Source organism: Kaistella sp. (assembly GCF_041824135.1).
Lineage (GTDB): Bacteria > Bacteroidota > Bacteroidia > Flavobacteriales > Weeksellaceae > Kaistella.
In genome coordinates this window covers 1-23,292 of the sequence record NZ_JBGZYM010000030.1, presented here as the reverse complement: position 1 = coordinate 23,292, position 23,292 = coordinate 1, and the positions used below count along the sequence as shown (strand labels likewise).

Sequence of the window (23,292 nt, the reverse complement as noted above, 5' to 3'; positions counted from 1 at the left end):
AAGATTTGCGTCTATGAGATTGATAGACAAATATACCGAAGCAAATTTGATATTCATTATATTATTAGTAATTTTGCAATCTAAAATGATTCTAAATAAAAACAATGATAAAAGTAAGCGATCTAGCAAAAGAAAAAGCCATTCAGTTAATGACTGAAGACGGCTTCAAACCTTTTGAAGATTATATCAGAGTCGGCGTAAAAAGCGGCGGGTGTTCCGGTTTAGAATATGTACTGAAATTTGACAATGAAAAAACAGATTCAGATCAGATCTTTGAGGATAATGGAATTAAAATCATTGTCGATAAAAAATCAGTACTTTATTTAGCAGGAACAATACTTGATTTTTCAGCAGGGTTGAATGGGAAAGGTTTTGTATTTAATAATCCGAATGCAAACAGAACTTGCGGTTGCGGTGAGAGTTTCTCACTGTAAAACATTTAATTTTTACTAAAAGAAATGGCAACAAAATATACAGAAGACGATCTTAGGGTTGATCTTGAAAATCAGAAATATGAATACGGTTTTACCACGGATATCGAATATGACGACTTTCCGAATGGTTTATCAGAAGAAATTGTGAGAATGATTTCGGCGAAAAAAGAAGAACCGGAATGGATGACCGAATGGCGATTAGAATCGTACAGAATATGGTTGAAAATGGAGGAGCCTGATTGGGCCAATGTGACTTATGAAAAGCCGGACTTTCAATCCATTCGATATTATTCAGCGCCAACTGTAAAACCAGAATTAGCAAGTTTAGATGAAGTTGATCCTGAATTATTGAAAACCTTTGCTAAATTAGGAATCAATATCGAGGAGCAAAAAAGACTTTCGGGCGTTGCGATGGATATTGTGATCGATTCAGTTTCTGTAAAAACTACTTTCCAAAAAACGTTAAAAGATAAAGGAATTATTTTCTGTGCAATTTCTGAAGCAATCAGAGATTATCCGGAATTGGTTCGTAAGTATATCGGAAAAGTAGTTCCAAGAGGTGATAATTACTATGCAGCTTTAAACTCAGCCGTATTTTCTGACGGAAGTTTCTGCTATATTCCAAAAGGCGTTAAATGTCCGATGGAACTTTCTACCTACTTTAGAATAAACAAATCAGGAAGTGGACAGTTTGAAAGAACATTACTGATCGCTGATGAAGGAAGTTACGTTTCCTACTTAGAAGGTTGTACTGCACCGGCAAGAGATGAAAATCAATTACACGCCGCTGTAGTAGAATTATTCGCTATGGATGATGCTGAAATTAAATACTCGACCGTACAAAACTGGTATCCTGGAGATTCAGAAGGTAAGGGTGGAGTTTTCAATTTCGTAACAAAACGCGGAATTTGTGAGAAAAATGCAAAAATCTCCTGGACGCAAGTTGAGACCGGTTCATCCGTAACCTGGAAATATCCGAGTTGTATTTTGAAAGGTGATAACTCAGTTGGTGAATTTTATTCGATTGCAGTAACCAATCATCATCAGTATGCTGATACTGGAACCAAGATGATCCACATCGGAAAGAATACCAAATCAACCATTATTTCTAAAGGAATTTCAGCCGGAAAATCAAATAACTCTTATAGAGGATTAGTGAAAATGATGCCTTCTGCCAAAGGAGCGCGTAATTTTTCACAATGTGATTCTTTATTAATGGGTAATGAATGTGGAGCGCACACTTTCCCTTATATTGAAGTTAAAAATACAAGTTCACAACTGGAACACGAAGCAACAACTTCAAAAATCGGTGAAGATCAAATCTTCTATTGTAACCAAAGAGGAATCAGTACAGAAAAAGCAATCGCTTTAATTGTCAACGGTTTCGGAAAAGAAGTGTTGAATAAACTACCGATGGAATTTGCCATCGAAGCACAGAAATTATTAGAAATATCTTTGGAAGGTTCAGTTGGATAAACCACGAAGTGGCGTAATCAAACAGCATAGGGTGAAACCCTATGACATAAAATATATCATAACAGTAAAAAAACAGGAAGTAATTAACTTTTAAATTATCTAATTACCTCATTTCATATTATGTTAAAAATTAACAACTTACACGCTAGAATCCAGGACGGAGCAGAAATCTTGAAAGGAATCAATCTACAAATAAATCCAGGTGAAGTTCATGCCATCATGGGACCAAACGGAGCCGGTAAATCTACTTTGGCTTCTGTTATTGCAGGAAAAGAAGAATACGAAGTAACCGATGGTGAAATTCTTTTCGAAGGAAAAGACATTATCGAAGATGCTCCAGAAGAAAGAGCACATGAAGGAATTTTCCTTTCCTTTCAATATCCGGTAGAAATTCCTGGAGTTACCGTTACCAACTTTATCAAAGCAGCTATCAACGAAAACCGAAAAGCAAAAGGTTTAGAAAATATGTCTGCAAAAGAAATGTTAGGGTTGGTAAAAGAAAATTCAGAGAAGCTAAATATTAAGAGAGAGTTTCTAAACCGCTCTTTAAACCAGGGGTTTTCTGGAGGTGAGAAGAAAAGAAACGAGATTTTCCAAATGATGATGTTAAATCCAAAGTTGGCTATTCTTGATGAAACCGATTCAGGATTAGATATCGACGCTTTGAGAATTGTTGCAGACGGAGTGAACTCTTTCAGAAAAGAAGGAAACGCTGTTTTGTTAATTACGCACTACCAAAGACTTTTAGATTATATCGAGCCCGATTTTGTGCACGTTTTAGCTGACGGAAAAATCATCAAAACCGGTGATAAATCACTTGCTTTAGAATTAGAAGACAAAGGGTACGATTGGCTTTTGAATTAATTTGGAATTTGTAAACTGCAATTTCCTTTTAAAATGTCGAATTTCAAATCAATACAATGGCTCTATTAGAAAATATACAAAACAACCACGCATCTTTTTTAGAAACGCTTCAACACCGTTTTCTCGATGAGACCCGAAATGCTGCCTTGAAAAAGTTCTTTCATTTTGGCTTTCCAACTAAAAAAGACGAGGAATATAAATACACGAACTTAAGAGAGATCACCGAGAAGAATTATAATTTCTTCCCCAAAGAAGCTCATACGATTTCAAAAGAACAAATTGCAGAATTGCATTTGGGCGAGGAGAACTTTGACTGGATCGTTTTTATTAATGGACGTTTGCACAAAGAATTATCCAAGATTTCAATTGAAAATGTTGAATTACTATCGTTCAATTACGCGTTGAATGATCCGAAGCACAAAGATGTTTTCGACCACTATTTCAATACCATCGCGGACCAGAATTTAGCGTTTACGAACTTGAATACTGCTTACTGCAAGCAAGGATTTTTCTTGAAAGTTCCAAAGAATGTCGTGATTGAAAAACCAATTCACGTTTTCTATATCTCTCAAAATCAAGACGAAAATACTTTTTACAATACGCGTAACTTACTGATTGCAGAACAGGGTTCTAAAATTGAAGTGATTGAAAGTCACCATAATTTTGATGAAACTTATGTTTTCACCAATACGGTAACGGAGATTTTCACGGCACAAAATGCGAAAGCAGATTGGCATAAAGTACAAAATGACAGTGATACCTCTTATATGATGGATCATACTTTTGCAAAACAGGAACGCGATAGTTTAACGACAGTCAACACGTTTTCGTTTGGTGGAAAATTGGTGCGTAACAATTTGGATTTTATTCATAACGGCGAGAATATCAATTCGTTTATGAATGGAATTACCATTATCGATGGCGATCAACTGGTCGATCACCATACTGCCGTTCATCACAAAACACCAAATTGCGAGAGTTACCAAAACTACAAAGGAATTTACAAAGGTAAATCTCACGGGGTTTTCAATGGTAAAGTTTACGTAGATAAAATCGCTCAGAAAACCAATGCTTATCAGCAAAACAACAATATTTTGCTCGATGAAGGTGCATCGATTGACAGCAAGCCACAGTTAGAAATTTTCGCAGACGATGTGAAATGTTCACACGGTTGTACAGTCGGTCAGTTGAATGAAGACGCTTTGTTTTACCTTCGCGCACGTGGAATTTCCAAGAAAGAAGCGCAGGCAATGTTATTATTCGCCTTCGCCAATGACGCCATGGAAAATATCGATATCGAACCACTTCGAGTGAAGATCTCTAAACTTTTAGCGGAGAAACTAGAAGTAGATATGGAGTTCGAAGATATTGAGTAGAGTCTCGTCCTTAAAGACGAGCGGTCGCAATCTTGAACAAGCTAGAAACATTTGTTTTCAAAACGAAAAGATAATCAATCAGTAGAAACGGGCTTTTAGCCCGTTTTTTTATTGCAACAATGAGTTTTGTTTAGCCGAAATGTATATTCTAACTAATTTATCCACGCTAAATATTTACTAAAAATTATCTGTAATTTGCGCCGTTGTTCAGTGAAACGCTTTTGCGCCGTAATTTTTCAAAATGTATTTGTAATTCCTTTGCGTCCCGATGGCTATCGGGATCGCGTGAAAAAAGAAATACAGGAATAGTATAATATTTATTTTAAATCATGAATTTAGAACCTATCAAAAATCACATCAACGCCTACAAAGAACACGACCAGATTTTTGACGCTGCTCATTATCTTATTGACACGTTTCAGTTAAATAGTGATAGCTTTGCAGGATTTGGTTTCCGTCCGGAAGTAGAACCGAATAAAATGTTGTTGACTACAGAAGGATTTCTCGGTGAAAAACAAATGGTGATGATTCCGAAAAACCTTTTCGATTTCGATCTGAATTTAGTTGCAAACATGGTGGCACACGAAATGTTACACGTTCGACAGAAAGCGCGAGAAACTTTAGTAGAAGATAAAAACGAAAGAGAATTTCAAGCCTATTACGAAATGCTTTTCCATAAAAAATTTCCCCTCGTTCCTGATGTTTCAGATTTTCATAAAAAATTCTTCGGTGAAAAAGCTTTGGAATATTATAAAAGAATGGGAGAGGATTCGGAGTTGCAGAAAAAATATTTAGAGCAGAAAAGTGAAGTTGAGAAATTAATTGGTTCCCTTTAATTTACCCAATGCTCAAGAGATTTAATTACTTTCCACTTTCCGTTAACTCTTTGTAAAATAGAAGTCATTCCTCCACCTTCTAAAGGTCCACAGGATTCTGAAATTTTTATGATACAAATGTTTTTAGTTAGATTAAAAATTGGTTCGGAGTAATTTCTTATACATTTGTCTCCAAATTTGATTTTAAATTTTGCCCAATAATCTTGTGGACTACTATAATTATTTTGAAGTTCTTTCAAACCTTCATTTTTTATAATATTTACTTTTCCATAAATTTTTTTCTTATCTAAATCGAATTGTTTTGAATCGAAAGGAACAGTTTGGGAAATTAGGTAGTCAATATCATTTGATGAAAATATTGAATCGCTTTTCAACTCAATTGAATTAAAAATTATTGTATTATCATCTAGTTTTTCAGTATCTAAATTTATAATTTGAATATTTGTTGCAGAGTTAGATTTGTAAAGATAACTTCTGGAATTATTAGTAACCAGATCATTGGCGATATCCTCCGATATCAGTTGATTTAAAACTTCATATTTTAAGTTTAAATTTTCGTCTTTTTTCCTACAGGAAAAAAGAAGAGCAATTAAAAGTAGAAACAAGGTATTTTTTCTCACCACAAGATTCAAATTAGCCTAGAAATCCTTCCAAAATCTCACACGCCGATTTCGGTAAATTCGTTCCAGGTCCGAAAATGTAATCTGCTCCATTTTCATAAAGAAAATCATAATCCTGTTTAGGAATCACACCACCAACAACAATAGTAATATCTTCTGCACCTAGTTTTTTTAATTCTGCTACCACTTGTGGAACAAGAAATTTATGTCCCGCCGCTAAAGAAGAAACACCTAAAATATGAATATCATTTTCCACCGCTTGTTTTGCCACTTCTTCAGGAGTTTGAAATAAGGGTGCAACATCGACATCAAATCCCATGTCGGCAAATGCTGTGGCTACTACCTTTGCGCCACGGTCATGTCCGTCCTGTCCCATTTTTACAACCATAATTCTTGGTCGTCTTCCTTCGTGCTCTTCAAACTTTTCAGTTAAAGCAAGTGCTTTGGGGAAATATTCATTTTTGCTTGCATTCATGGCATAAACTCCTTGTATGGTTCTGATATTCGCTTTGTAACGCCCGAAGCTTTCTTCCATAGCGTCACTCATTTCTCCTAATGTCACTCTTCGTCTTGCTGCCTCGATGCAAATTTCCAGAAGATTTCCTTCTCCAGATTTTGCAGATTCTTTTAATTGATCTAAAATTTCAGAAACCGCTTCAGAATTTCTATCCTTTTTAATCTGATGTAATCTTTCGATCTGTTTTCTTCGGACTTCAGAATTATCGATATCTAAAATATCCAATTCCATTTGCTTTTGAGTAGATTTGAAAGAATTTACACCGATAATAAATTCTTCACCACTATCAATTTTAGCTTGTTTTTTAGCCGCGGCTTCTTCGATTCTCATTTTCGGAATTCCGGCTTCGATGGCTTTGGTCATTCCGCCTTCTTTCTCCACTTCATCGATGAATTTCATGGCTTCATCAATCATTTGTTGCGTCAGACTCTCTACCAGGTGACTTCCGCCCATTGGATCTACAACATCGCATATTCCGCTTTCCTGTTGTAAAATGATCTGGGTATTTCTGGCAATTTTTGCGGAATAATCAGTTGGTAAAGCAATCGCTTCATCCAAAGCATTGGTGTGCAAAGACTGCGTTCCACCCAAAGCGGCAGATAAAGCTTCGATGGCTGTTCGTGTAATATTATTGAAAGGTTCCTGTTCGGTTAAACTCCAACCAGATGTTTGCGAATGCGTTCTTAAGGCTAAAGACTTCGGATTCTGCGGATTAAATTGCGTTAATAAGTCTGCCCAGATAAAACGAGCTGCCCGCATTTTCGCAATTTCCATAAAATGATTCATGCCGACCGCCCAGAAAAAGGATAGTCGGGGAGCAAAATCATCGACTTTCATTCCGGCTTTCATTCCAGTTCTCACATATTCTAAACCATCTGCTAAAGTGTAAGCCATTTCTAAAACCGGTGTTGCACCAGCTTCCTGCATATGATATCCAGAAATTGAAATTGAATTAAATTTCGGAATATTTTGAGCAGTATATTCAAAAATATCGGCGATAATTTTCATAGAAGGTGTTGGTGGATAAATGTAAGTATTTCGCACCATGAATTCTTTTAAAATGTCATTCTGAATGGTTCCCGATAATTTATCCTGAGAAACTCCCTGTTCTTCTGCAGCGACAATATAAAAAGCCAAAACAGGCAAAACAGCACCATTCATGGTCATTGAAACGGAGATCTCATCCAAAGGAATTTCATTAAACAAAATCTTCATGTCTTCGATGGAGTCGATAGCAACTCCAGCTTTTCCGACATCACCTTCAACTCTTGGATGATCCGAATCGTAACCACGATGCGTCGCCAGATCAAATGCTACCGATAATCCTTTTTGTCCCGCTGCTAAGTTTCGTCTATAAAATGCGTTTGATTCTTCCGCTGTTGAAAATCCCGCGTATTGACGAATCGTCCAGGGTTTTTGAACATACATGGTGGAATAGGGACCACGTAAATAAGGAGCAACTCCGGCAGAATATTGTTTTTCTGTTAAATTTTTTGAATCATTTTCCGTGTAAGAAGATTTCATTTCCAAACCGTCTTTCTCAAAAAAATAGGGAAGTATTGCTTCTGATTTTAAAGAAAAGTCTGGATTTTGGTTTTGTATTTTTTGACGCATTTTTTATGGCTTTAGAGAAAGTAAAGTTAATGATTTCCAATTTCTTTTGAATAGTAATTAATTTTGGACTCAAAATTTAAAATGACATTATTAAAAAATAAAAAACCCACATAAATGTGGGTTCAATAAAAAATAAAAGTTTTAATTATTTTGTGATATCGCCATCTCCATCTGTTGCATCTTTAGCAGCATCTTTTACTTCAGCTGCACCTTCTTTGATTGCGTTTCCGGTAGCATCTACTGCATTTTCAGCAGCATTGTCCATTTCGTTGATTGTTGAATCATTAGTAATTGGTAAAGAATCGTTGTCTACGATAACTACCGAAGCAGTAGAGTCCATGTCAGAATCTGTGCTCACAGTTTCGGTTTTTTTACAAGAAGTCAAAGCGAAAGCTGCAACTGCACCTAAAATAAAAATTGATTTTTTCATAATACTAAAATGTTGTAATTTTTTCAAAGATATTAAAATATTTTAAACTTGATTAGTAGTTGTCTTCCTCGCCTTTCATTTTCTCAGCATTCTCCGCCATAATCACAGCATCGATCATTTCCTGAATATCACCGTTCATATACGCATCAAGATTGTACATTGATTTATTGATTCGGTGATCGGTAACTCTTCCTTGAGAATAGTTATAAGTTTTAATTTTTGCGGAACGGTCACCCGTGGAAACCATTGATTTCCTTTGAGCGGCAACATCACCAACTGCTTTTTGCAATTCGATATCGTATAATTTGGTACGAAGCATTTCCATTGCTAATTCACGGTTAGCCAACTGGGAACGTGCCTGCTGACAAACAACCACCATTCCTGACGGTTTGTGCGTTAACTGAACTTTCGTTTCTACCTTATTTACGTTTTGTCCACCTGCACCTCCAGATCTTGAAGTCTGCATTTCGATATCGGCTGGATTTAGTTCAAAATCTACTTCTTCAGCTTCTGGCAAAACAGCCACTGTAATTGCTGAAGTGTGAACTCTACCTTGTGATTCCGTTTCAGGAACTCGTTGTACACGGTGAACTCCAGATTCGAATTTCATGATTCCGTAGATTCCATCATTTCCTTCTACTCTCAAAATCAATTCTTTATAGCCTTTCGAAGCTTCACTGGAATCGGTGATTTCGTGTTTCCAACCTTTTGATTTGAAGTACATGGCGTAAGCTCTATAGACGTCTTCCACAAAAATTGCAGCTTCATCGCCACCAGTTCCGGCACGAAGTTCAACGATTACGTTTTTATCATCGGTTGGATCTTTCGGAATTAAAAGAACTTTTAACTCTTCTTCCAACCCTGGAATTTTGTCAAGCATTTCATACTTCTCCAGCTTCGCCATTTCAACAAACTCTTTGTCAGAACCATCGGCGATAATTTCGTCGGACTCTTCAATGGTTTTTAAAGCTTGCATATATTGATCGAAAACGAAAACTATTTTTCCTAAATCGCTGTATTCTTTATTTAACGTTGAATATTTCTTTTGGTCAGAAATGATTTCGGGCTGAATAATGAGATCTGCAACTTCGTTGTAGCGTTGTTTAATGGCTTCGAGTTTCGGTATAAGTGACTTTGACATTTCTGATTTTTTGTAGTGTGCAAAGATAAAGAAAAATGAACCAAATTAAAAGAATCAATTTTGGTGTGGAAAGAAGACTGAAACTTTATTCTAGTCCCGATGGAAGTGGCATCCTATTGTGGAGCAGCGCGGAACAATAGATATAACGGACAGCGGGTGAGAGCCTGACAAAAAACGAAAATGGTGACACTCCCAATAAAAAAATCAGTTCCTAAAAAAATAGAAACTGATTATTATATATGATTTTGCTTTGTGATTGCTTTTCCCGGAATTAAAGTGGGAGAGCAATGACATCAACTAGTGATGACCGTCGGTGTGAAGAAATGGACCACGCCCTTTTGGGTTGCTGTAAAGAAGTTCTACTCCTTCTTGCTCGGTCACTAATTTTCTTCTTACTTCTTCTGGATCAAATTCTTTTGTTTTTCCGAAATATTCAGCCAGTCCAGCCGTAAGCCAAATTGGGATGACATATCCGAAGAACATAAAGATACACCAGAATCCTACGAGGAACATGATTACGAAATAAACGGTCCAAAGGAACTGGTAGAAAGGGAAGAATGATGATAATAATACCATTGTAATAGATTTTAGGCAAAAATAGGATAAATTTCGATGAGGACAAAAGATTTACACCTGATTTTTACAATTTAAATTGATTATAAATTTTGTTAATGGGCAATAGATTCAAAGAAGTCATTGCCTTTGTCATCGGTAATAATAAAGGCTGGGAAATCCTTGATCTCAATTTTGCGAACGGCTTCCATACCAAGCTCTTCGAAATCAACAACTTCTACAGCGGTAATGTTTTCTTTTGCTAAGATTGCAGCGGGTCCACCGATTGATCCAAGGTAGAAACCGCCGTATTTATGGCAGGCGTTGGTGACGTCTTTGCTTCTGTTTCCTTTTGCAAGCATGATCATGCTTCCGCCGTTGGCCTGGAATTCATCTACATAAACATCCATTCGTCCTGCGGTAGTGGGGCCGAAACTTCCGGACGCCATTCCAACTGGAGTTTTTGCGGGACCTGCATAATAGATCGGATGATTTTTAAAATAGTCGGGCATTGGTTTTCCGCTGTCTAACAATTCTTTGATTTTTGCGTGGGCGATATCGCGGGCAACAATTAAAGTTCCGTTCAATTTCAAACGGGTTTTAATTGGATGTTTTGAAAGTTCGGCTAAAATTAAAGGCATTGGTTGATTCAGGTCGATAGAAACTGCTTCTTCTAAATGCGGTGGCGTTAAGGGTAAAAACTGTTTTGGATTAACTTCTAACTGCTCTAAAAAGACCCCGTCTTTGGTGATTTTTCCTTTAATGTTTCTGTCAGCAGAACAGGAAACGCCCATTCCAACCGGGCAACTCGCAGCATGGCGAGGAAGTCTGATTACACGAACATCATGCGTTAAATATTTTCCGCCAAACTGTGCTCCAATCGAACTTTTCTGGCAAATTTTCTGGACTCTCTGTTCCCATTCTAAATCGCGGAAAGCCTGACCACCCATATTTCCTTCTGTTGGAAGATGATCGTAATAACCGGCACTTGCTTTTTTCACTGCAGCCAGGTTAGACTCAGCAGAAGTTCCACCAATAACAATTGCTAAATGGTAAGGCGGACAAGCCGCAGTTCCCAAATCCATAATTCTTTCTTTAACAAACGCTTCTAAAGAACTATCGTTTAAAAGAGATTTTGTTTTCTGATAGAGGAAAGTTTTGTTGGCGGAACCTCCACCTTTTGCGATGAATAAGAATTTATATTCGTTTCCTGTTTCAGCATAAATGTCAATTTGCGCGGGAAGGTTAGAACCAGAATTCTTTTCTTCAAACATTGTTAAAGGAACAATCTGAGAATATCTTAAGTTTTTTTCTTGATACGTATTATAAATTCCTTTAGAAATCCAGGCAGCATCTTCCACGCCGGTGTAAACGTTTTCGCCTTTTTTGGCGACGCAGATCGCTGTTCCGGTATCCTGGCAAGAAGGCAAAGCTCCTTCAATTGCAACGGCAGCATTTTGTAAAAGATTATATGCTACAAAACGATCGTTATCTGTTGCTTCCGGATCGTCGATGATTTTTCTGAGTTTGGCCAAGTGGGAAGATCGAAGCATAAATGAAACATCTGCTAATGCATTCTCTGCCAACAGTTCCAAGGCTTTTGGATCAACGTTTAAGATTTCGCGGTTTCCTAACTGTTCAGTGGTTACATATTCAGAACTCAATTTTTTATATTGAGTGTCGTCTTTTAAAATTGGGAATGGCTCTTGGTAATGGAATTCCATAGTAATAGTAAGTTTTTTGAAAACGTAAAATTAAGAAAATTTAAGATTGTTCTGCTATGAATAAAATAAAATTGAAGGAACAGAAAAGGTGAAGACGCCGCCTTCACCTTTGTTAAGAAAGATTGGAAATGTTTCTCTTCTCTTTCATCATTTGTGTAACGCAAATTTAATCATTTGCATTGACATTTGTTGTCAACCACCTACGTAGGACGATACGAGTTGTTAGAAATCAGCGATTTATCCTCCTCGTATAACCGAACCATTTCTTTGTATTTTTCTGCAACAAGGTCTTTTAGAAGATCGGGCTTTAAAACTTTAGCATTGGACATCCACTGAAAGATCCAGCCAATCAGTTCTCGGTTTATTCCGCAATTCATAGTCATAAGGAAGTTTCCGTTTTCTAATTTTTCAAATTGCTGCGTTTCATGCCAAAATAATTTGGTCACAAACCTTCCTGTACGCTCACTTAAAATGATTTCAATCTCATACACTTCGTCATTAATGTTTTGAGTAATTCCGAATCTTTTTGACAACGCAACTTCTAAATGATGAACGTAATCGTTATTTTCAAAAAGATCATTGGTTAATTTATATTGTTCGATCTGATCTAAACCTAGGACGACCAACTGACAATCATCTTCAATAAAACCCGAAACATGGACGACGCCGCGGTGATATAGAATCTGAACGGGATAAAAAATCTGGGGAAATGATACTTTTTTTGAAAGAGAAGTATAATCATAATTGATAGAGATCAACTGCATTTTTCTCTTGTTTTGAATACTCCAGATACAGTCGTCTAATATTTTATGATAATCTGTAAAAACCGTTCCTTCGTAAAAATGACTTGACTTAATCTGAAGTTTTGCTACGTTTACAAAATGCTCAAACTGACTCTTACTGTGTTTCTGATAAAAAAGCCGAACGATTTTTCCGAGAGAATTTTTTCGGGATGAAATAACAGATAGTGGCAGGAAGTTTTGAAAAAGGATATAAGAGTTAATATCAAATTCGGTCAGTGGTTCTTCATTATTTTCATATTCCAATTTCCAGGTCTTGCGGTTTTTTTCGCCAATAACCACGACGAGTTTTTCATTGGATGGAATAACAGAGTTTTCCAGATCATAGAGATCCCGATAAAAGGTGCGCGCTGAAATTTGGATATTATTTTTCTGAGCCCAGTTTTGAAGCATATCAATGGTTACGGGCCCAGATTTCAAACGACTATAAATCATCATCAGTCTTTTTGACTTTTCCGACATTATCTTTTAATTTAATATTAAAATTAGGGATTTTTAACTGGAATGATTGGCTTTATAGATTAAAGTTGTTGATTTTTATCATCAAGATCTTTTGCCTGTCATTCTTAAAATCATTATTTTTAAGAAAATAAATTTAAAAGTAATGAATTACAGAGTAGAAAAAGATACCATGGGCGATGTACAGGTTCCTGCAGACAAATTTTGGGGTGCACAAACCGAACGTTCCAGAAATAATTTTAAGATCGGTCCAGAAGGTTCGATGCCCCATGAAATAATAGAAGCGTTTGCGTATTTAAAAAAAGCCGCGGCTTATACCAATGCTAAATTGGGTGTTCTTACCAATGAGAAGCGAGATATGATCGCGAAAGTTTGTGAAGAGATTTTAGAGGGAAATTTAAATGATCAGTTTCCACTCGTAATTTGGCAAACCGGTTCAGGAACACAATCAAACATGAATATCAACGAAGTTGTTTCGAATAAAGCTCACGTTAATAATGGTGGAACTTTAGGAGAAAAATCTGAAATTCATCCGAACGATGATGTGAATAAATCTCAAAGTTCAAACGACACTTATCCGACAGCCATGCATATTGCAGCGTATAAAAAAGTGGTTGAACATACTTTACCGGCTGTAGAAAAGCTGAGAAATACTTTGCATGAAAAAGCAGAAAGTTTTAAAACCGTCGTCAAGATCGGCCGTACCCATTTGATGGATGCAACACCTTTAACTTTAGGTCAGGAATTTTCCGGTTATGTAGCGCAACTGGATTATGCCATGAAAGCCATTACCAATACGTTCGAACATTTACAGGAAATCGCTCTAGGAGGAACTGCGGTTGGAACAGGTTTAAATACTCCAGATGGTTACGATGTTTTGGTTGCAAAATATATTTCGGAATTTACCGGACTTCCGTTTGAAACTGCGCCCAATAAATTTGAAGCTTTAGCTGCGCATGATGCCATTGTAGAAACACATGGCGCTTTAAAGCAGTTGGCAGTGTCACTTTATAAAATTGCCCAGGATATTCGTTTCCTCGCTTCTGGACCAAGATCTGGAATTGGCGAAATTCATATTCCCGAAAATGAACCGGGTTCTTCAATTATGCCCGGGAAAGTGAATCCAACGCAAAACGAAGCGTTGACCATGGTTTGTGCACAGGTTCTAGGAAATGATACCACGATTTCTTTCGCTGGAACGCAGGGGAATTTTGAACTTAATGTTTTCAAACCGGTCATGGCGTATAATTTTTTACAATCTGCTCAATTGTTAGGAGATGCTTGTATTTCGTTTAACGATCATTGTGCAATTGGGATTGAACCGAATGAACCCCGAATTAAAGAATTGGTAGAAAAATCATTGATGCTTGTAACGGCTTTGAACACGCATATCGGCTATGAGAATGCGGCTAAAATTGCAAAGACCGCACATAAAAACGGCACGACTTTGAAAGAAGAAGCGGTTAATCTAGGATTACTAACAGCGGAACAGTTTGATGAATGGGTGAAACCGGAGGATATGGTTTAGATTAGACTTTTAGATAATAGACTGATAAATGATAGACAAATAATGCAAAAACTCTGGAGGTTCTCCAGAGTTTTTTGTTGATATGAATTACTATGAAAAATTTATAATCCAAGAGCCAGACCGATAACTAAAGCTTTATCGTTCGGAAAGTAACTGCCTTTAAAATAATTGCTAAAATCTTTCTTAACAAAAAGACTATAGCTGTTGTAGGAAAAAGTAAGTTGAGCTCCGTAAACGAAAGGATTCACCTGATAATTAGAGCGGTCACGAAAATCTTCAAAATCTCCCCGAACAATGTTATTGGTGGATATTTTTACGCCGCCGTAAGCATTGGCAGCTATTCTAAATCCGCGACCGTAAGGTCTGTATTGAATATCCATTCCTGCATTCTTCAGTTTTGAGAAGTTATATTGTAATCCTATTGGAACCATTAAATAACCAGTTCGCATTTTGTTTTTATTGACGTTTCCGCCATAATCTGCAACAGAAACTCCACCATTAGCATCTTTGGCGAAAAATTTATTATTGTCCAAACGAACGGTTCTCCACGAAAATCCCAAGCCTGAAATTAAACCCCACGGACTCATTCTGTCAAATTGGTAATTCAATTTAAAACCAACTTCCAGATTATTGCTGTAGGCGATATTTTTATCGAGGTCATTATCAGGTTGATCATTAGTCAGCGTCATTATTCCATAGGAAACGTAAGGACTTAGGTTTCTTACAGCGCGGAATTTCTTCATCAATTTCGCTTTTAATTCTTCCTCAGAAGTGATATCTGAATTTAATAAAGAATATCGAACCTGCTTTTGAATCACTTCATCCAAATCAAAACCTAAAGCTTCAATTCGTTCATCTATTTTCGTGGAATAACGGTCTGCGATGTCTGCTTTCTTTTTATCGAATTCAGTTTGTGGTAGGTTTTCTTTTGCTAAAAAGTTAAGTTCCAGTTCCATCAACTTCTTTTCCTCTTGAATAATATTATTGATTTTCGTTGCATATTCTTCTACCTTCTCTTTCACAATTGGACTCAATTCTGTATCCTGTTTGGTTGGAAAATTGAGTCTGATGTTAACCTGAGCGTTAACGGAGGTGGCGTATAAACATACCAATCCCGTCATGATAATTTTCTTGATCATATTATTAATTTTTAAAAGTTTAAAAGTAATTTATTTTGAGTTCAGGTCGATCGTTGCCACGTTGCTTCCATCTTTTGACTTTTCAATAACATCTTTGTGTTCGACTGAAAAAAGCAGCGTAGACGGATCCACAAATCTTTTTCTCTTGATCGGAATTTTAGACGAATCGATAACTGCAACACTACTAGAAAGTTGATTTTGTGTTATTTCTGGAAGGATTTGTTTCTGTTTGATTGAAGGGATCTGAGTTTTGACAGCAACCACTTCTGGATCAGAGATTTTTGTTTGTTGAGGTTGGATAACTGGGTTGATCTTATTTAAACTAGACTCTTTCTGTTCAACTAAGAGTGGCGGTGATTCCTTTTGAATTATATTTTCTGGTTGAGAAATCGTAGGTTGAGCAATTGTTTCTACTACTTGAGGTTGAGTAATTTCTTCATCACCACTATTAACCAACACTATTCCTAAAGTTAAAAGTAAACCTAAACAAGCCGCCACTAAAAACCAATTGATCCTTGTTCTTCCGGAAGTCGGTGTTGAAGTCTGACTTTCAATTTCAGACCACAGATCTCTGGTCGGTGCGAATTCCCGTTCGTCGATCTGTTTCTTGATCTCGTGCTCGATATTATATTTCGGAGTATTCATTTTTCAAGTTTTTTTGTTGCTGAAAGTAGATTTTTCTTAATTTCTCTTTGGCTCTAAAAAGCTGTGTTTTGCTTACCGATAAAGAAATGTCTAAGATTTCAGAAATTTCCTGATGCGAACAACCTTCGATGACATAAAGATTGAATACCATGCGATAAGCATCTGGAAGCTGGTCTAAAAGTTCTTGCGCATTAAAGTTACAATCGGTTATTTCCTCGTGAAAGTCCTCCAAAATAGAAGGGTGAATGTCATCAATATAAAAGACGGTTTTATGGCTTTTAATAAAATTAAGACATTCGTTCACTACGATTCTTCGGGCCCAACCTTCAAGATTACCATCTCCGCGAAAAGTTTCTACACTTTTAAAAACTTTACAAAAAGCTTTGATGACGCAATCTTCAGCCTGATAAATGTCGCTGACATAACTTTTACTAATGCTTAGGAATTTTTTTACATTCTGCTCATAAAAGATTTTCTGCGCAGCCGGATCCTGTTTTTGCAGGCGACTTAGCAAATCCTCTTTTTTATGATTGAACAAAATCTTCATACTTATTCTATTTCTACTTTAAAGACAACAAAATTTAGAAAAGGTTACATAAAAAAATAATTTTATAATATTTAAACTGTAAGTCATTGATAATGAATTAAAAAAAATCCACTTTCTATTTAAAGGAAATGGATTTTGATTATGAATTTAAATTGCAACTTCAACCGAAGTCGTAAAGAAATCTTCCAGTTCCTTCAAGGTTTCGGGAGTGGTGATGATGTCTTTTACCAATTCGCCTTTGTCGAGCAGAACGATTCTGTTGCTGACTTCTGTGGTGTGCGCAAGATCGTGACTCGAAATTAAAAAGGTTACCTGCTCATTTTTCGTCCAGTCTTTAATTAATTTTTTCAATTTAATTTGCGTCGAAGGATCGAGGTTGGCAAATGGTTCATCCAAAACAATAATTTCCGGCGTTCCAATTAAAGCACCTACAATTCCGACTTTTTTCTGATTTCCTTTCGACAGATCACGAACATACTTCTTCGCATTTAAAATTTCACCATTGAAAAAATCATTAAACTGTTTCAAAAATTCATCAACCTGAATTCTGGTTTGCCCACGAAGCTCTCCCAGGAAGTAGAAATATTCTTCCGGCGTTAAGTAGCCAATCAAAAAAGTGTCGTCAATAAAAGCGGAAACTTTCTTTTTCCAGATCTCATTTTCGTTGACTTTGTTGCCATCGATCTCTATGAAACCTGTCGTTGGCTGTATTAAATCAAGCAGTAAACTGAAAAGCGTAGTTTTTCCGGCGCCGTTATTTCCGACTAAACCGAAACTCTCTCCTTTTGGGATCACAAGATTTTCGATGTGAAGGACTTTTTTCTGGCCGTAAACTTTAGATATATTTTGGATTGAGATCATTTGATAATTTTTTAAATTAAGAATAACTGATTAAGCGTTTTTAAAGGAATTGAGTGTTGAGTATTTTTCAGTTTTATAAACTTTAACAATGATGTCGAAGATTTTATCTCTGATCAAAAATCCGATAATTCCTAAAATTCCTAAACTTGCCACCGCTGGATAAATGCCAAAGAAATATTTCACTACCGCGAAAACCGCCATTGGTAAAACCATCTGTGGAATGGTAAGTAGGATTGTTTTCATATTGAAATTATTGGTGCCACCACCGAACGATTTACTTTTTGAGTTGAGGTCAATTGGTTTTTTATTAAAGGCACCTGCCAAAAGCGTGATGTAAGAATTAACTCCTAAATTATACAATCCGGCAGCGAAAAGAGTGAGGTAAAATTCCCAACTGATCAAAAGATATAGAGAGGACAGAATCATTGAGACTGAAATGCCGATAATAATCAAGGACCATTTTCCTTTTAAATATTCTTTGTACGGAACATTTGACGTCATCATAAGAGGATAGTAAGAACTGTCCCAGCTTGGGACGCGCTGACCAAACATCAACATGAATCCGCCCGTCACGAAGATTCCCATAAATACCTGCATGAAACTACTGTCATATCCTTTCGTAAAAGTTAGCAAACCGTAAAACAAAAAGAAAGTACTGGCGATCAGAGCAGATTTGGCAGCTTTACTTCTCTTTAATAATCGGATATCATTATTAATAAAAGTTCCCATAACGCCATAACGATCGAAGAAGGCGATGTTCTCAGTTTTACCTTCTGCAACTTTTAATTCCAGGCCTTTGTCCAAATAAAAGTTTTTATAAATTTCTTGATAAGCGAGATAAGCGACTAAAATTGCTAAAAGAATTGGGATCAAAAAAACACCTGCATACTGATAGAAACTATAGAAGACGAGTTGAGAATAATAGGAGAGTTCAATAATTTTAAAATATTCTAAAGCAGCTAAACCCGCCATCACACCGACGACAGTGTACAAAACCACATCTTTTCCATTCAGTAAAATATTCAGAAAATTATTAAAGTAGAAGATGGCAAAAATACCAACGGTGAACATAAGCACGTGAATGATCGAGTAACCTCCATCGTAAATAAGCAAGCCAGCAAACGGCAGCAAAAATAATAGATTTCCCCAGTTAAAGAAATTAACGAGAATTTTAATCACCGTATAATTCACTATTTTTTTCTTGCTAATTCCTAAAGTCAGAAATGGTTTGATGTTTTGCGTCGGCATTTGTTGCAAAAAATAGCGAACGATCAAATCGAAAGCCCAATAGTAGATGAAAAATTTACAAAAAATCAGCAACGGATCGGCCATCATTTTTTTCTTGGCGAAGAAATAAAGGATAAAAGGCAGTGCTACGAAAATCGCGCTGAAATAAGCCATTCCGAAGAACATCAGAATTTTCATTCCGAGGTTAGCTCCGAATTGTGGATTTCGTATAAAATTTTTGAATTCAAGTTGTAGAAGTCTCCAGTACATAGTCTTACTTTTAAAGATAAGTCTAAAAATAAGTAAAATGTTACAGAAAAATTACTTCATCAACTCTTTTGCTTGTGAAATTGCAGCCTCAGTGATTTTACTACCCGATAAAAGTTGGGCAATTTCCTGAAGTTTTTCCTCTTGGTTTAAAGAAATGATCGTCGATTGAGTTTTACCAGAAACTTCTCGCTTGATCACTTTGTAGTTGTCGTTTCCTTTAGCAGCGACTTGTGCAAGGTGACTGATCACGATGAGTTGCATGTTCGCCGACATTTCTTTCATCACATTACCAATCTCTTCCGCAACTTTTCCAGAAACTCCAGTGTCGATTTCATCCAGAATTAAAGTTGGAAGTTCTGCATTTTCTGCCATCAGTTTTTTAATCGAAAGCATCACTCTAGATCGTTCTCCTCCTGAAATTGCAGTTTGAATGGGTTTTAAAGGAAAACCTGAATTCGCCTGAAACAAAAGTTGAATATTCTCTTTACCGAATGAATTAAAGTTTTCAACATCAGTTAATTGAACTTCAATCTTCGCTTTCTCTAAACCTAACTGATTCAATAATTTTTCTGTTTTCTTGATGAAACCAGGAATCGATTTTTTGCGATTGGTAGATAATTCAGTGGAAACTTTTTCTAAACCTTCAGCGGCTAGCGTGATTTTCTGCTCGGTTTGATTGATCAGGAATTCTAATTCAGCAAAACCAGTTTGTTCATTTTGAATTTTATCTCGAACTTCTATCAACTCTTGAACTGAATTTACTTTATGTTTTAAAAACAGAGAATTTATTTTATTCAGTTGCAGAGATAATTCAGAAAGTGCTTCTGGACTGGTTTCCATCTTTTCTGCTTCGTTTTGAAGGTCGAAAAGCAAATCTTTAAACTCTACAAACTGTTCTTCTAACCTTTGATTGAGTTTGGAATATTGGTGTGATAAAGAAGCCACTTTTGAAAGTTTACTTTTCACATCCAGCAAAGAATCGAGGACACCGATTTCTTCAGCATCCATTTTATTAAAAATCAAAGAAAGATTTTCGATAATTGTTTCCGCATTTTCCTGTTGGCTTAATCTGCTTTGAACATCTTCCAAATCAAACAGATCTAAATTGACTTCCAGGAGTTCTTCTAACAAAAAGATTTTGTAGTCGCTTTCTTTATTTCCGTCAGAAAGCTGATTTTTGTAATGCTCAAGTTCTTTGACCAACTTTTTGTAATCAGAAAAATCCTGCTGGTATTTGGTGATCAAAGTTTTATTCTTCGAAAGTCCGTCAATCATTTTGAATTGATATTCTTCATCAAACAAGTTAGAAGTTTCAAATTGCGAATGAATATCGATCAGTTTTTCAGAAAGTTTTTTTAATATTTCTAAAGTAACGGGAACGTCATTGATGAAAGCGCGTGATTTGCCAGTTGGTAAAATTTCACGTCGAATAACAGTGTTGATTTCAAAATCCAAATCGTTTTCGTCAAAGAAAGTTTTAAAATTTTCGGTGATAATAAATTCCGCTTCAACGATGCTTTTCGTTTCAGTGATTTGAATCGATTTTACATCTGCTCTTTCACCTAAAATCAAACGAAGTGCTCCCAGAATAATTGATTTACCCGCACCAGTTTCTCCCGTAATCACCTGTAAACCTTTGTTTAAAGTAATTTCGAGTGAATCTATGAGAGCGAAATTTTGAATGAATATTCTTGAAAGCATATTTTGAAAAATCGATTACGTAGTTTTAAATTAAACTTCGGACTGCAAATTTAAGACTTTAAAAGAGATTATGAAATACAAAACGAAATCAGAATCTTCTAAAACGCCGATATTAACAGAGTTTTAACAATGTGAGTTTTGGATTTTATTTTTAAATGATGATGAAAAGTAAGCTGGAAATTATTTCCACTTATTCCATTTCGTGTCGATATCTTTTGGAGATAAAATGGTGAAAAGTGCTTTTAAATCTGCCATATTGACGTTGGCATTATTTCCACTATTGAAGATGTCAAAAATTTCCTGCTTTTTGGTATCGATGAAAATATTCACCGGATAATTCATCTGGAAATTACTTTCATAAGTTTTCAACAACATCAACGCGTCTGCAATAATTTTCTTTCCAGAAGATTGATCCTGTTTACCCAAATTGTCTAAACCTGCTCGATGGTACGTGTAGTAAAGGTTTCGCAAGGTATTTTGCTCAGGTTTCAACATATTATCAACCAGCGCTCCTCTGGTCCTTGTTCCTTCCATTAAAGACCAACCCGCGAAGTTTTGATTCTGTGCGTTGTTAGAAATTTTCTGTGCTTTTTCAAACCACTGTTGTCCGCCACGAACTTTGTAGCTGTCGCCATCATAACCTAAAATCGTGTAAACATAAAAGCTGATCACGTCAATTAAATTCTTTCCAGAAAACTGTCTTTCATTGAAAATAAGATTTTCATTTTCGGTATAATCAAAACTAAAGTTGGTATCGTTAAGATTTAAAAGTGGTGTTTCATAAGTCGTATTAAAAACCGGACGAACGGCTTGCACCACGATGCTCGCTTTGTAATTGCTGCTTCCAGCTTTCTCATTGATAACGATGGCGAAATTACATTTGATCTTTTCAAAATTCTGCAATTTTTTCCCAGTCCAACTTGTGTTATTGATAAAATCGCGTAAATTTTTCTCTAAAGTTTTATAAGCCTGCATATTACTGCCGCTCACTTGTTGCGTATTGACCTGTACATTTGCCAAAAGTTCTTGAGAAAAACTCAATTGAAACGAAAATAGAAGGATGAATATCGTAAAAAGTTTCTTCATTTTTAAAGTAAAGTTTGATAACGGAAATTTAAGGATATTATTTCGAAATCTGTTCTTCCACAAAATTTAAAATATCCTTGGCCACTGCTCCTTTTGATTTCAAAGGAAATTCAATGATGCTGGATGGTGTGATTATTTTAATTTTATTGGTAGCACCTTTAAAACCGGCTCCTTCATCGCGAAGAGAATTCAAGACAATCATATCCAGATTTTTTTTCTGAAGTTTACCTTTGGCATTTTCTTCCTCATTTTGAGTTTCTAAAGCAAAACCTACCAGAAATTGTTTGGTTTTCCGTTCGCCCATCGTTTTTAGAATATCTGGATTTTTCACCAATTTGATCGTTAATGAATCGTCGTTTTTTTTGATCTTTTCCTGAGCAATTTCTTTTGGAGCGTAATCGGCGACGGCAGCACTTGCAATAGCGATGTCTATATTTTCGTAATAATCAAAAACTTTAGCAAACATTTCTTTTGCTGAAGTTACTTGGTGAATTTCTATGTTGTGATGACTTGTTTGTTCAGAACTTGGCCCTGAAATAAGAATTACTTTTGCGCCACGATTGGCAGCTTCTTCTGCAATGGAGAATCCCATTTTCCCGGATGAATGGTTTCCGATAAATCTTACAGGATCAATCGCTTCATAGGTTGGTCCAGCGGTGATTAAAACCGTTTTGCCTTCCAGACTTTTATTAACGTTAAACAATTCTTCAATGATTTGAGAAATGGTTTCTGGTTCGGCCATTCTTCCAACACCTGATAATCCGCTGGCTAATTCGCCATCTTCAGCAGGAATGATATGATGGCCAAAATCCTCAGCCAATTCTAAATTCTGCTTGGTAGAAGGATGTTGATACATATCCAAATCCATCGCTGGGGCAATAAAGACTGGGCATTTTGCCGACATATAAGTAGCTAAAACCAAATTGTCGCAAATTCCGTGAACCATCTTGGCTAAAGTGTTTGCCGTGCAAGGAGCCATGACCATAACGTCTGCCCAAAGTGCCAGTTCCACATGATTGTTCCACGTTCCGTTTTCAGAATAGAAATCGCTGTACACAGGATTTTTAGATAGCGTAGAAAGCGTAAGTTTTGAGACAAACTGTTCTGCAGACGGCGTCATTAAAACCTGTACTTCTGCACCTTTTTTGATGAAATCTCTGATGAGAAAATTAATTTTGTACGCCGCAATTCCACCGGAAATACAGAGGAGGATTTTCTTATCTTGAAGTTTCATTAATTAGAATTTAAAAGTTAAACGAATTTACTTAAATTTTAGCAAATAGATTTTAATAACGTTGATGATATTAAATATAAAAGTCACAAAAACAAGATGTTCTGTGACTTTTTATAAGTTTTAAGAGAAAAAGAAACTAGTTCTTTTCGTCAGTTTTTCTGTAATAGATTTCTCCGTCTAACCATTCTTGAATTGCAATTGAAGTTGGTTT

General features: G+C 36.1%; 21 protein-coding genes. 6 read left to right on the top strand and 15 right to left on the bottom strand.

The genetic code is table 11. The annotated features are described in order from the left end of the window. Window positions 1–104 precede the first annotated feature (104 nt). The 5 genes from ACEYOS_RS03310 to ACEYOS_RS03290 all read left to right on the top strand — a co-directional run bounded on the left by ACEYOS_RS03310 (window position 105) and on the right by ACEYOS_RS03290 (window position 4,986). Window positions 105–434, top strand: a complete 330-nt coding sequence (locus ACEYOS_RS03310; RefSeq protein ID WP_373708470.1) for a HesB/IscA family protein — start codon at window positions 105–107, stop codon at window positions 432–434. A 24-nt stretch (window positions 435–458) separates the two neighbouring features. Next, window positions 459–1,910 carry a Fe-S cluster assembly protein SufB gene (gene sufB, locus ACEYOS_RS03305; protein WP_373708469.1) on the top strand — a complete coding sequence of 484 codons (1,452 nt, stop codon included), beginning with the start codon at window positions 459–461 and terminating at the stop codon, window positions 1,908–1,910. Window positions 1,911–2,030: 120 nt separating this feature from the next. After that, window positions 2,031–2,774 (top strand): Fe-S cluster assembly ATPase SufC, encoded by a 744-nt coding sequence (sufC, locus tag ACEYOS_RS03300; RefSeq protein ID WP_373708468.1) that lies wholly within the window; start codon window positions 2,031–2,033, stop codon window positions 2,772–2,774. A 56-nt stretch (window positions 2,775–2,830) separates the two neighbouring features. Then, the gene (gene sufD, locus ACEYOS_RS03295) at window positions 2,831–4,150 is read left to right on the top strand and encodes a Fe-S cluster assembly protein SufD (protein ID WP_373708467.1); all 1,320 of its coding nucleotides are present in this window, start codon (window positions 2,831–2,833) and stop codon (window positions 4,148–4,150) included. 329 nt (window positions 4,151–4,479) lie between these two features. Beyond that, the gene (locus tag ACEYOS_RS03290; RefSeq protein WP_373708466.1) at window positions 4,480–4,986 is read left to right on the top strand and encodes a hypothetical protein; all 507 of its coding nucleotides are present in this window, start codon (window positions 4,480–4,482) and stop codon (window positions 4,984–4,986) included. Here the strand turns inward: ACEYOS_RS03290 and ACEYOS_RS03285 are convergent. The 7 genes from ACEYOS_RS03285 to ACEYOS_RS03255 form a co-directional block, all read right to left on the bottom strand. Continuing rightward, entirely contained in the window at window positions 4,983–5,606 is a 624-nt protein-coding gene (locus tag ACEYOS_RS03285) for a hypothetical protein (RefSeq protein WP_373708465.1), read from the bottom strand. The genes ACEYOS_RS03290 and ACEYOS_RS03285 overlap by 4 nt on opposite strands. Window positions 5,607–5,619: 13 nt before the next feature. Further along, complete coding sequence (scpA, locus tag ACEYOS_RS03280) at window positions 5,620–7,737, bottom strand: methylmalonyl-CoA mutase (RefSeq protein ID WP_373708464.1); 2,118 nt, start codon at window positions 7,735–7,737, stop codon at window positions 5,620–5,622. Window positions 7,738–7,882: 145 nt separating this feature from the next. Next, window positions 7,883–8,167 carry a hypothetical protein gene (locus tag ACEYOS_RS03275; RefSeq protein WP_373708463.1) on the bottom strand — a complete coding sequence of 95 codons (285 nt, stop codon included), beginning with the start codon at window positions 8,165–8,167 and terminating at the stop codon, window positions 7,883–7,885. 52 nt (window positions 8,168–8,219) lie between these two features. Next, window positions 8,220–9,308 carry a peptide chain release factor 1 gene (gene prfA, locus ACEYOS_RS03270; protein WP_373708462.1) on the bottom strand — a complete coding sequence of 363 codons (1,089 nt, stop codon included), beginning with the start codon at window positions 9,306–9,308 and terminating at the stop codon, window positions 8,220–8,222. A 297-nt stretch (window positions 9,309–9,605) separates the two neighbouring features. Continuing rightward, entirely contained in the window at window positions 9,606–9,884 is a 279-nt protein-coding gene (locus ACEYOS_RS03265; protein WP_373708461.1) for a hypothetical protein, read from the bottom strand. Window positions 9,885–9,976: 92 nt separating this feature from the next. After that, a complete protein-coding gene (locus ACEYOS_RS03260) occupies window positions 9,977–11,584 on the bottom strand; it encodes a fumarate hydratase (protein ID WP_373708460.1) in 1,608 nt (535 codons plus the stop codon). A gap of 200 nt (window positions 11,585–11,784) precedes the next feature. Beyond that, complete coding sequence (locus ACEYOS_RS03255; RefSeq protein WP_373708459.1) at window positions 11,785–12,846, bottom strand: helix-turn-helix transcriptional regulator; 1,062 nt, start codon at window positions 12,844–12,846, stop codon at window positions 11,785–11,787. A gap of 142 nt (window positions 12,847–12,988) precedes the next feature. On the opposite strand from ACEYOS_RS03255, the gene fumC reads away from it, so the two are divergent. After that, window positions 12,989–14,371, top strand: a complete 1,383-nt coding sequence (fumC, locus tag ACEYOS_RS03250; protein ID WP_373708458.1) for a class II fumarate hydratase — start codon at window positions 12,989–12,991, stop codon at window positions 14,369–14,371. Between the two features lie 101 nt (window positions 14,372–14,472). On the opposite strand, the gene ACEYOS_RS03245 is transcribed toward fumC, so the two are convergent. The 8 genes from ACEYOS_RS03245 to coaBC all read right to left on the bottom strand — a co-directional run bounded on the left by ACEYOS_RS03245 (window position 14,473) and on the right by coaBC (window position 23,081). Further along, window positions 14,473–15,510 (bottom strand): porin family protein, encoded by a 1,038-nt coding sequence (locus tag ACEYOS_RS03245; RefSeq protein ID WP_373708457.1) that lies wholly within the window; start codon window positions 15,508–15,510, stop codon window positions 14,473–14,475. A 30-nt stretch (window positions 15,511–15,540) separates the two neighbouring features. Beyond that, window positions 15,541–16,155, bottom strand: coding sequence for a hypothetical protein (locus ACEYOS_RS03240; protein ID WP_373708456.1), 615 nt, complete (start codon window positions 16,153–16,155; stop codon window positions 15,541–15,543). Next, entirely contained in the window at window positions 16,136–16,702 is a 567-nt protein-coding gene (locus tag ACEYOS_RS03235; RefSeq protein ID WP_373708455.1) for an RNA polymerase sigma factor, read from the bottom strand. The genes ACEYOS_RS03240 and ACEYOS_RS03235 overlap by 20 nt, the downstream gene beginning before the upstream one ends. A 147-nt stretch (window positions 16,703–16,849) precedes the next feature. Then, on the bottom strand, window positions 16,850–17,563 hold the full coding sequence (locus ACEYOS_RS03230; RefSeq protein ID WP_373708454.1) for an ABC transporter ATP-binding protein: 714 nt from the start codon (window positions 17,561–17,563) through the stop codon (window positions 16,850–16,852). Window positions 17,564–17,593: 30 nt separating this feature from the next. Continuing rightward, window positions 17,594–19,060, bottom strand: a complete 1,467-nt coding sequence (locus ACEYOS_RS03225) for a DUF5687 family protein (RefSeq protein ID WP_373708453.1) — start codon at window positions 19,058–19,060, stop codon at window positions 17,594–17,596. 51 nt (window positions 19,061–19,111) lie between these two features. Then, window positions 19,112–20,761 carry a DNA repair protein RecN gene (locus ACEYOS_RS03220; protein ID WP_373708452.1) on the bottom strand — a complete coding sequence of 550 codons (1,650 nt, stop codon included), beginning with the start codon at window positions 20,759–20,761 and terminating at the stop codon, window positions 19,112–19,114. A gap of 180 nt (window positions 20,762–20,941) precedes the next feature. Further along, complete coding sequence (locus ACEYOS_RS03215) at window positions 20,942–21,847, bottom strand: DUF4835 family protein (protein ID WP_373708451.1); 906 nt, start codon at window positions 21,845–21,847, stop codon at window positions 20,942–20,944. A gap of 37 nt (window positions 21,848–21,884) precedes the next feature. Then, on the bottom strand, window positions 21,885–23,081 hold the full coding sequence (coaBC, locus tag ACEYOS_RS03210) for a bifunctional phosphopantothenoylcysteine decarboxylase/phosphopantothenate--cysteine ligase CoaBC (protein WP_373708450.1): 1,197 nt from the start codon (window positions 23,079–23,081) through the stop codon (window positions 21,885–21,887). Window positions 23,082–23,292 lie beyond the last annotated feature (211 nt).

What these genes read in the sequence shown, in the direction of transcription:
- prfA (WP_373708462.1), bottom strand. Translation starts at nt 9,308, where the DNA reads ATGTCAAAGTCACTTATACCGAAACTCGAAGCCATTAAACAACGCTAC.
- ACEYOS_RS03240 (WP_373708456.1), bottom strand. Translation starts at nt 16,155, where the DNA reads ATGAATACTCCGAAATATAATATCGAGCACGAGATCAAGAAACAGATC.
- scpA (WP_373708464.1), bottom strand. Translation starts at nt 7,737, where the DNA reads ATGCGTCAAAAAATACAAAACCAAAATCCAGACTTTTCTTTAAAATCA.
- ACEYOS_RS03225 (WP_373708453.1), bottom strand. Translation starts at nt 19,060, where the DNA reads ATGTACTGGAGACTTCTACAACTTGAATTCAAAAATTTTATACGAAAT.
- sufC (WP_373708468.1), top strand. Translation starts at nt 2,031, where the DNA reads ATGTTAAAAATTAACAACTTACACGCTAGAATCCAGGACGGAGCAGAA.
- ACEYOS_RS03220 (WP_373708452.1), bottom strand. Translation starts at nt 20,761, where the DNA reads ATGCTTTCAAGAATATTCATTCAAAATTTCGCTCTCATAGATTCACTC.
- fumC (WP_373708458.1), top strand. Translation starts at nt 12,989, where the DNA reads ATGAATTACAGAGTAGAAAAAGATACCATGGGCGATGTACAGGTTCCT.
- ACEYOS_RS03245 (WP_373708457.1), bottom strand. Translation starts at nt 15,510, where the DNA reads ATGATCAAGAAAATTATCATGACGGGATTGGTATGTTTATACGCCACC.
- ACEYOS_RS03275 (WP_373708463.1), bottom strand. Translation starts at nt 8,167, where the DNA reads ATGAAAAAATCAATTTTTATTTTAGGTGCAGTTGCAGCTTTCGCTTTG.
- ACEYOS_RS03260 (WP_373708460.1), bottom strand. Translation starts at nt 11,584, where the DNA reads ATGGAATTCCATTACCAAGAGCCATTCCCAATTTTAAAAGACGACACT.
- ACEYOS_RS03235 (WP_373708455.1), bottom strand. Translation starts at nt 16,702, where the DNA reads ATGAAGATTTTGTTCAATCATAAAAAAGAGGATTTGCTAAGTCGCCTG.
- ACEYOS_RS03215 (WP_373708451.1), bottom strand. Translation starts at nt 21,847, where the DNA reads ATGAAGAAACTTTTTACGATATTCATCCTTCTATTTTCGTTTCAATTG.
- coaBC (WP_373708450.1), bottom strand. Translation starts at nt 23,081, where the DNA reads ATGAAACTTCAAGATAAGAAAATCCTCCTCTGTATTTCCGGTGGAATT.
- ACEYOS_RS03310 (WP_373708470.1), top strand. Translation starts at nt 105, where the DNA reads ATGATAAAAGTAAGCGATCTAGCAAAAGAAAAAGCCATTCAGTTAATG.
- ACEYOS_RS03230 (WP_373708454.1), bottom strand. Translation starts at nt 17,563, where the DNA reads ATGATCTCAATCCAAAATATATCTAAAGTTTACGGCCAGAAAAAAGTC.
- sufD (WP_373708467.1), top strand. Translation starts at nt 2,831, where the DNA reads ATGGCTCTATTAGAAAATATACAAAACAACCACGCATCTTTTTTAGAA.
- ACEYOS_RS03255 (WP_373708459.1), bottom strand. Translation starts at nt 12,846, where the DNA reads ATGTCGGAAAAGTCAAAAAGACTGATGATGATTTATAGTCGTTTGAAA.
- ACEYOS_RS03265 (WP_373708461.1), bottom strand. Translation starts at nt 9,884, where the DNA reads ATGGTATTATTATCATCATTCTTCCCTTTCTACCAGTTCCTTTGGACC.
- sufB (WP_373708469.1), top strand. Translation starts at nt 459, where the DNA reads ATGGCAACAAAATATACAGAAGACGATCTTAGGGTTGATCTTGAAAAT.
- ACEYOS_RS03290 (WP_373708466.1), top strand. Translation starts at nt 4,480, where the DNA reads ATGAATTTAGAACCTATCAAAAATCACATCAACGCCTACAAAGAACAC.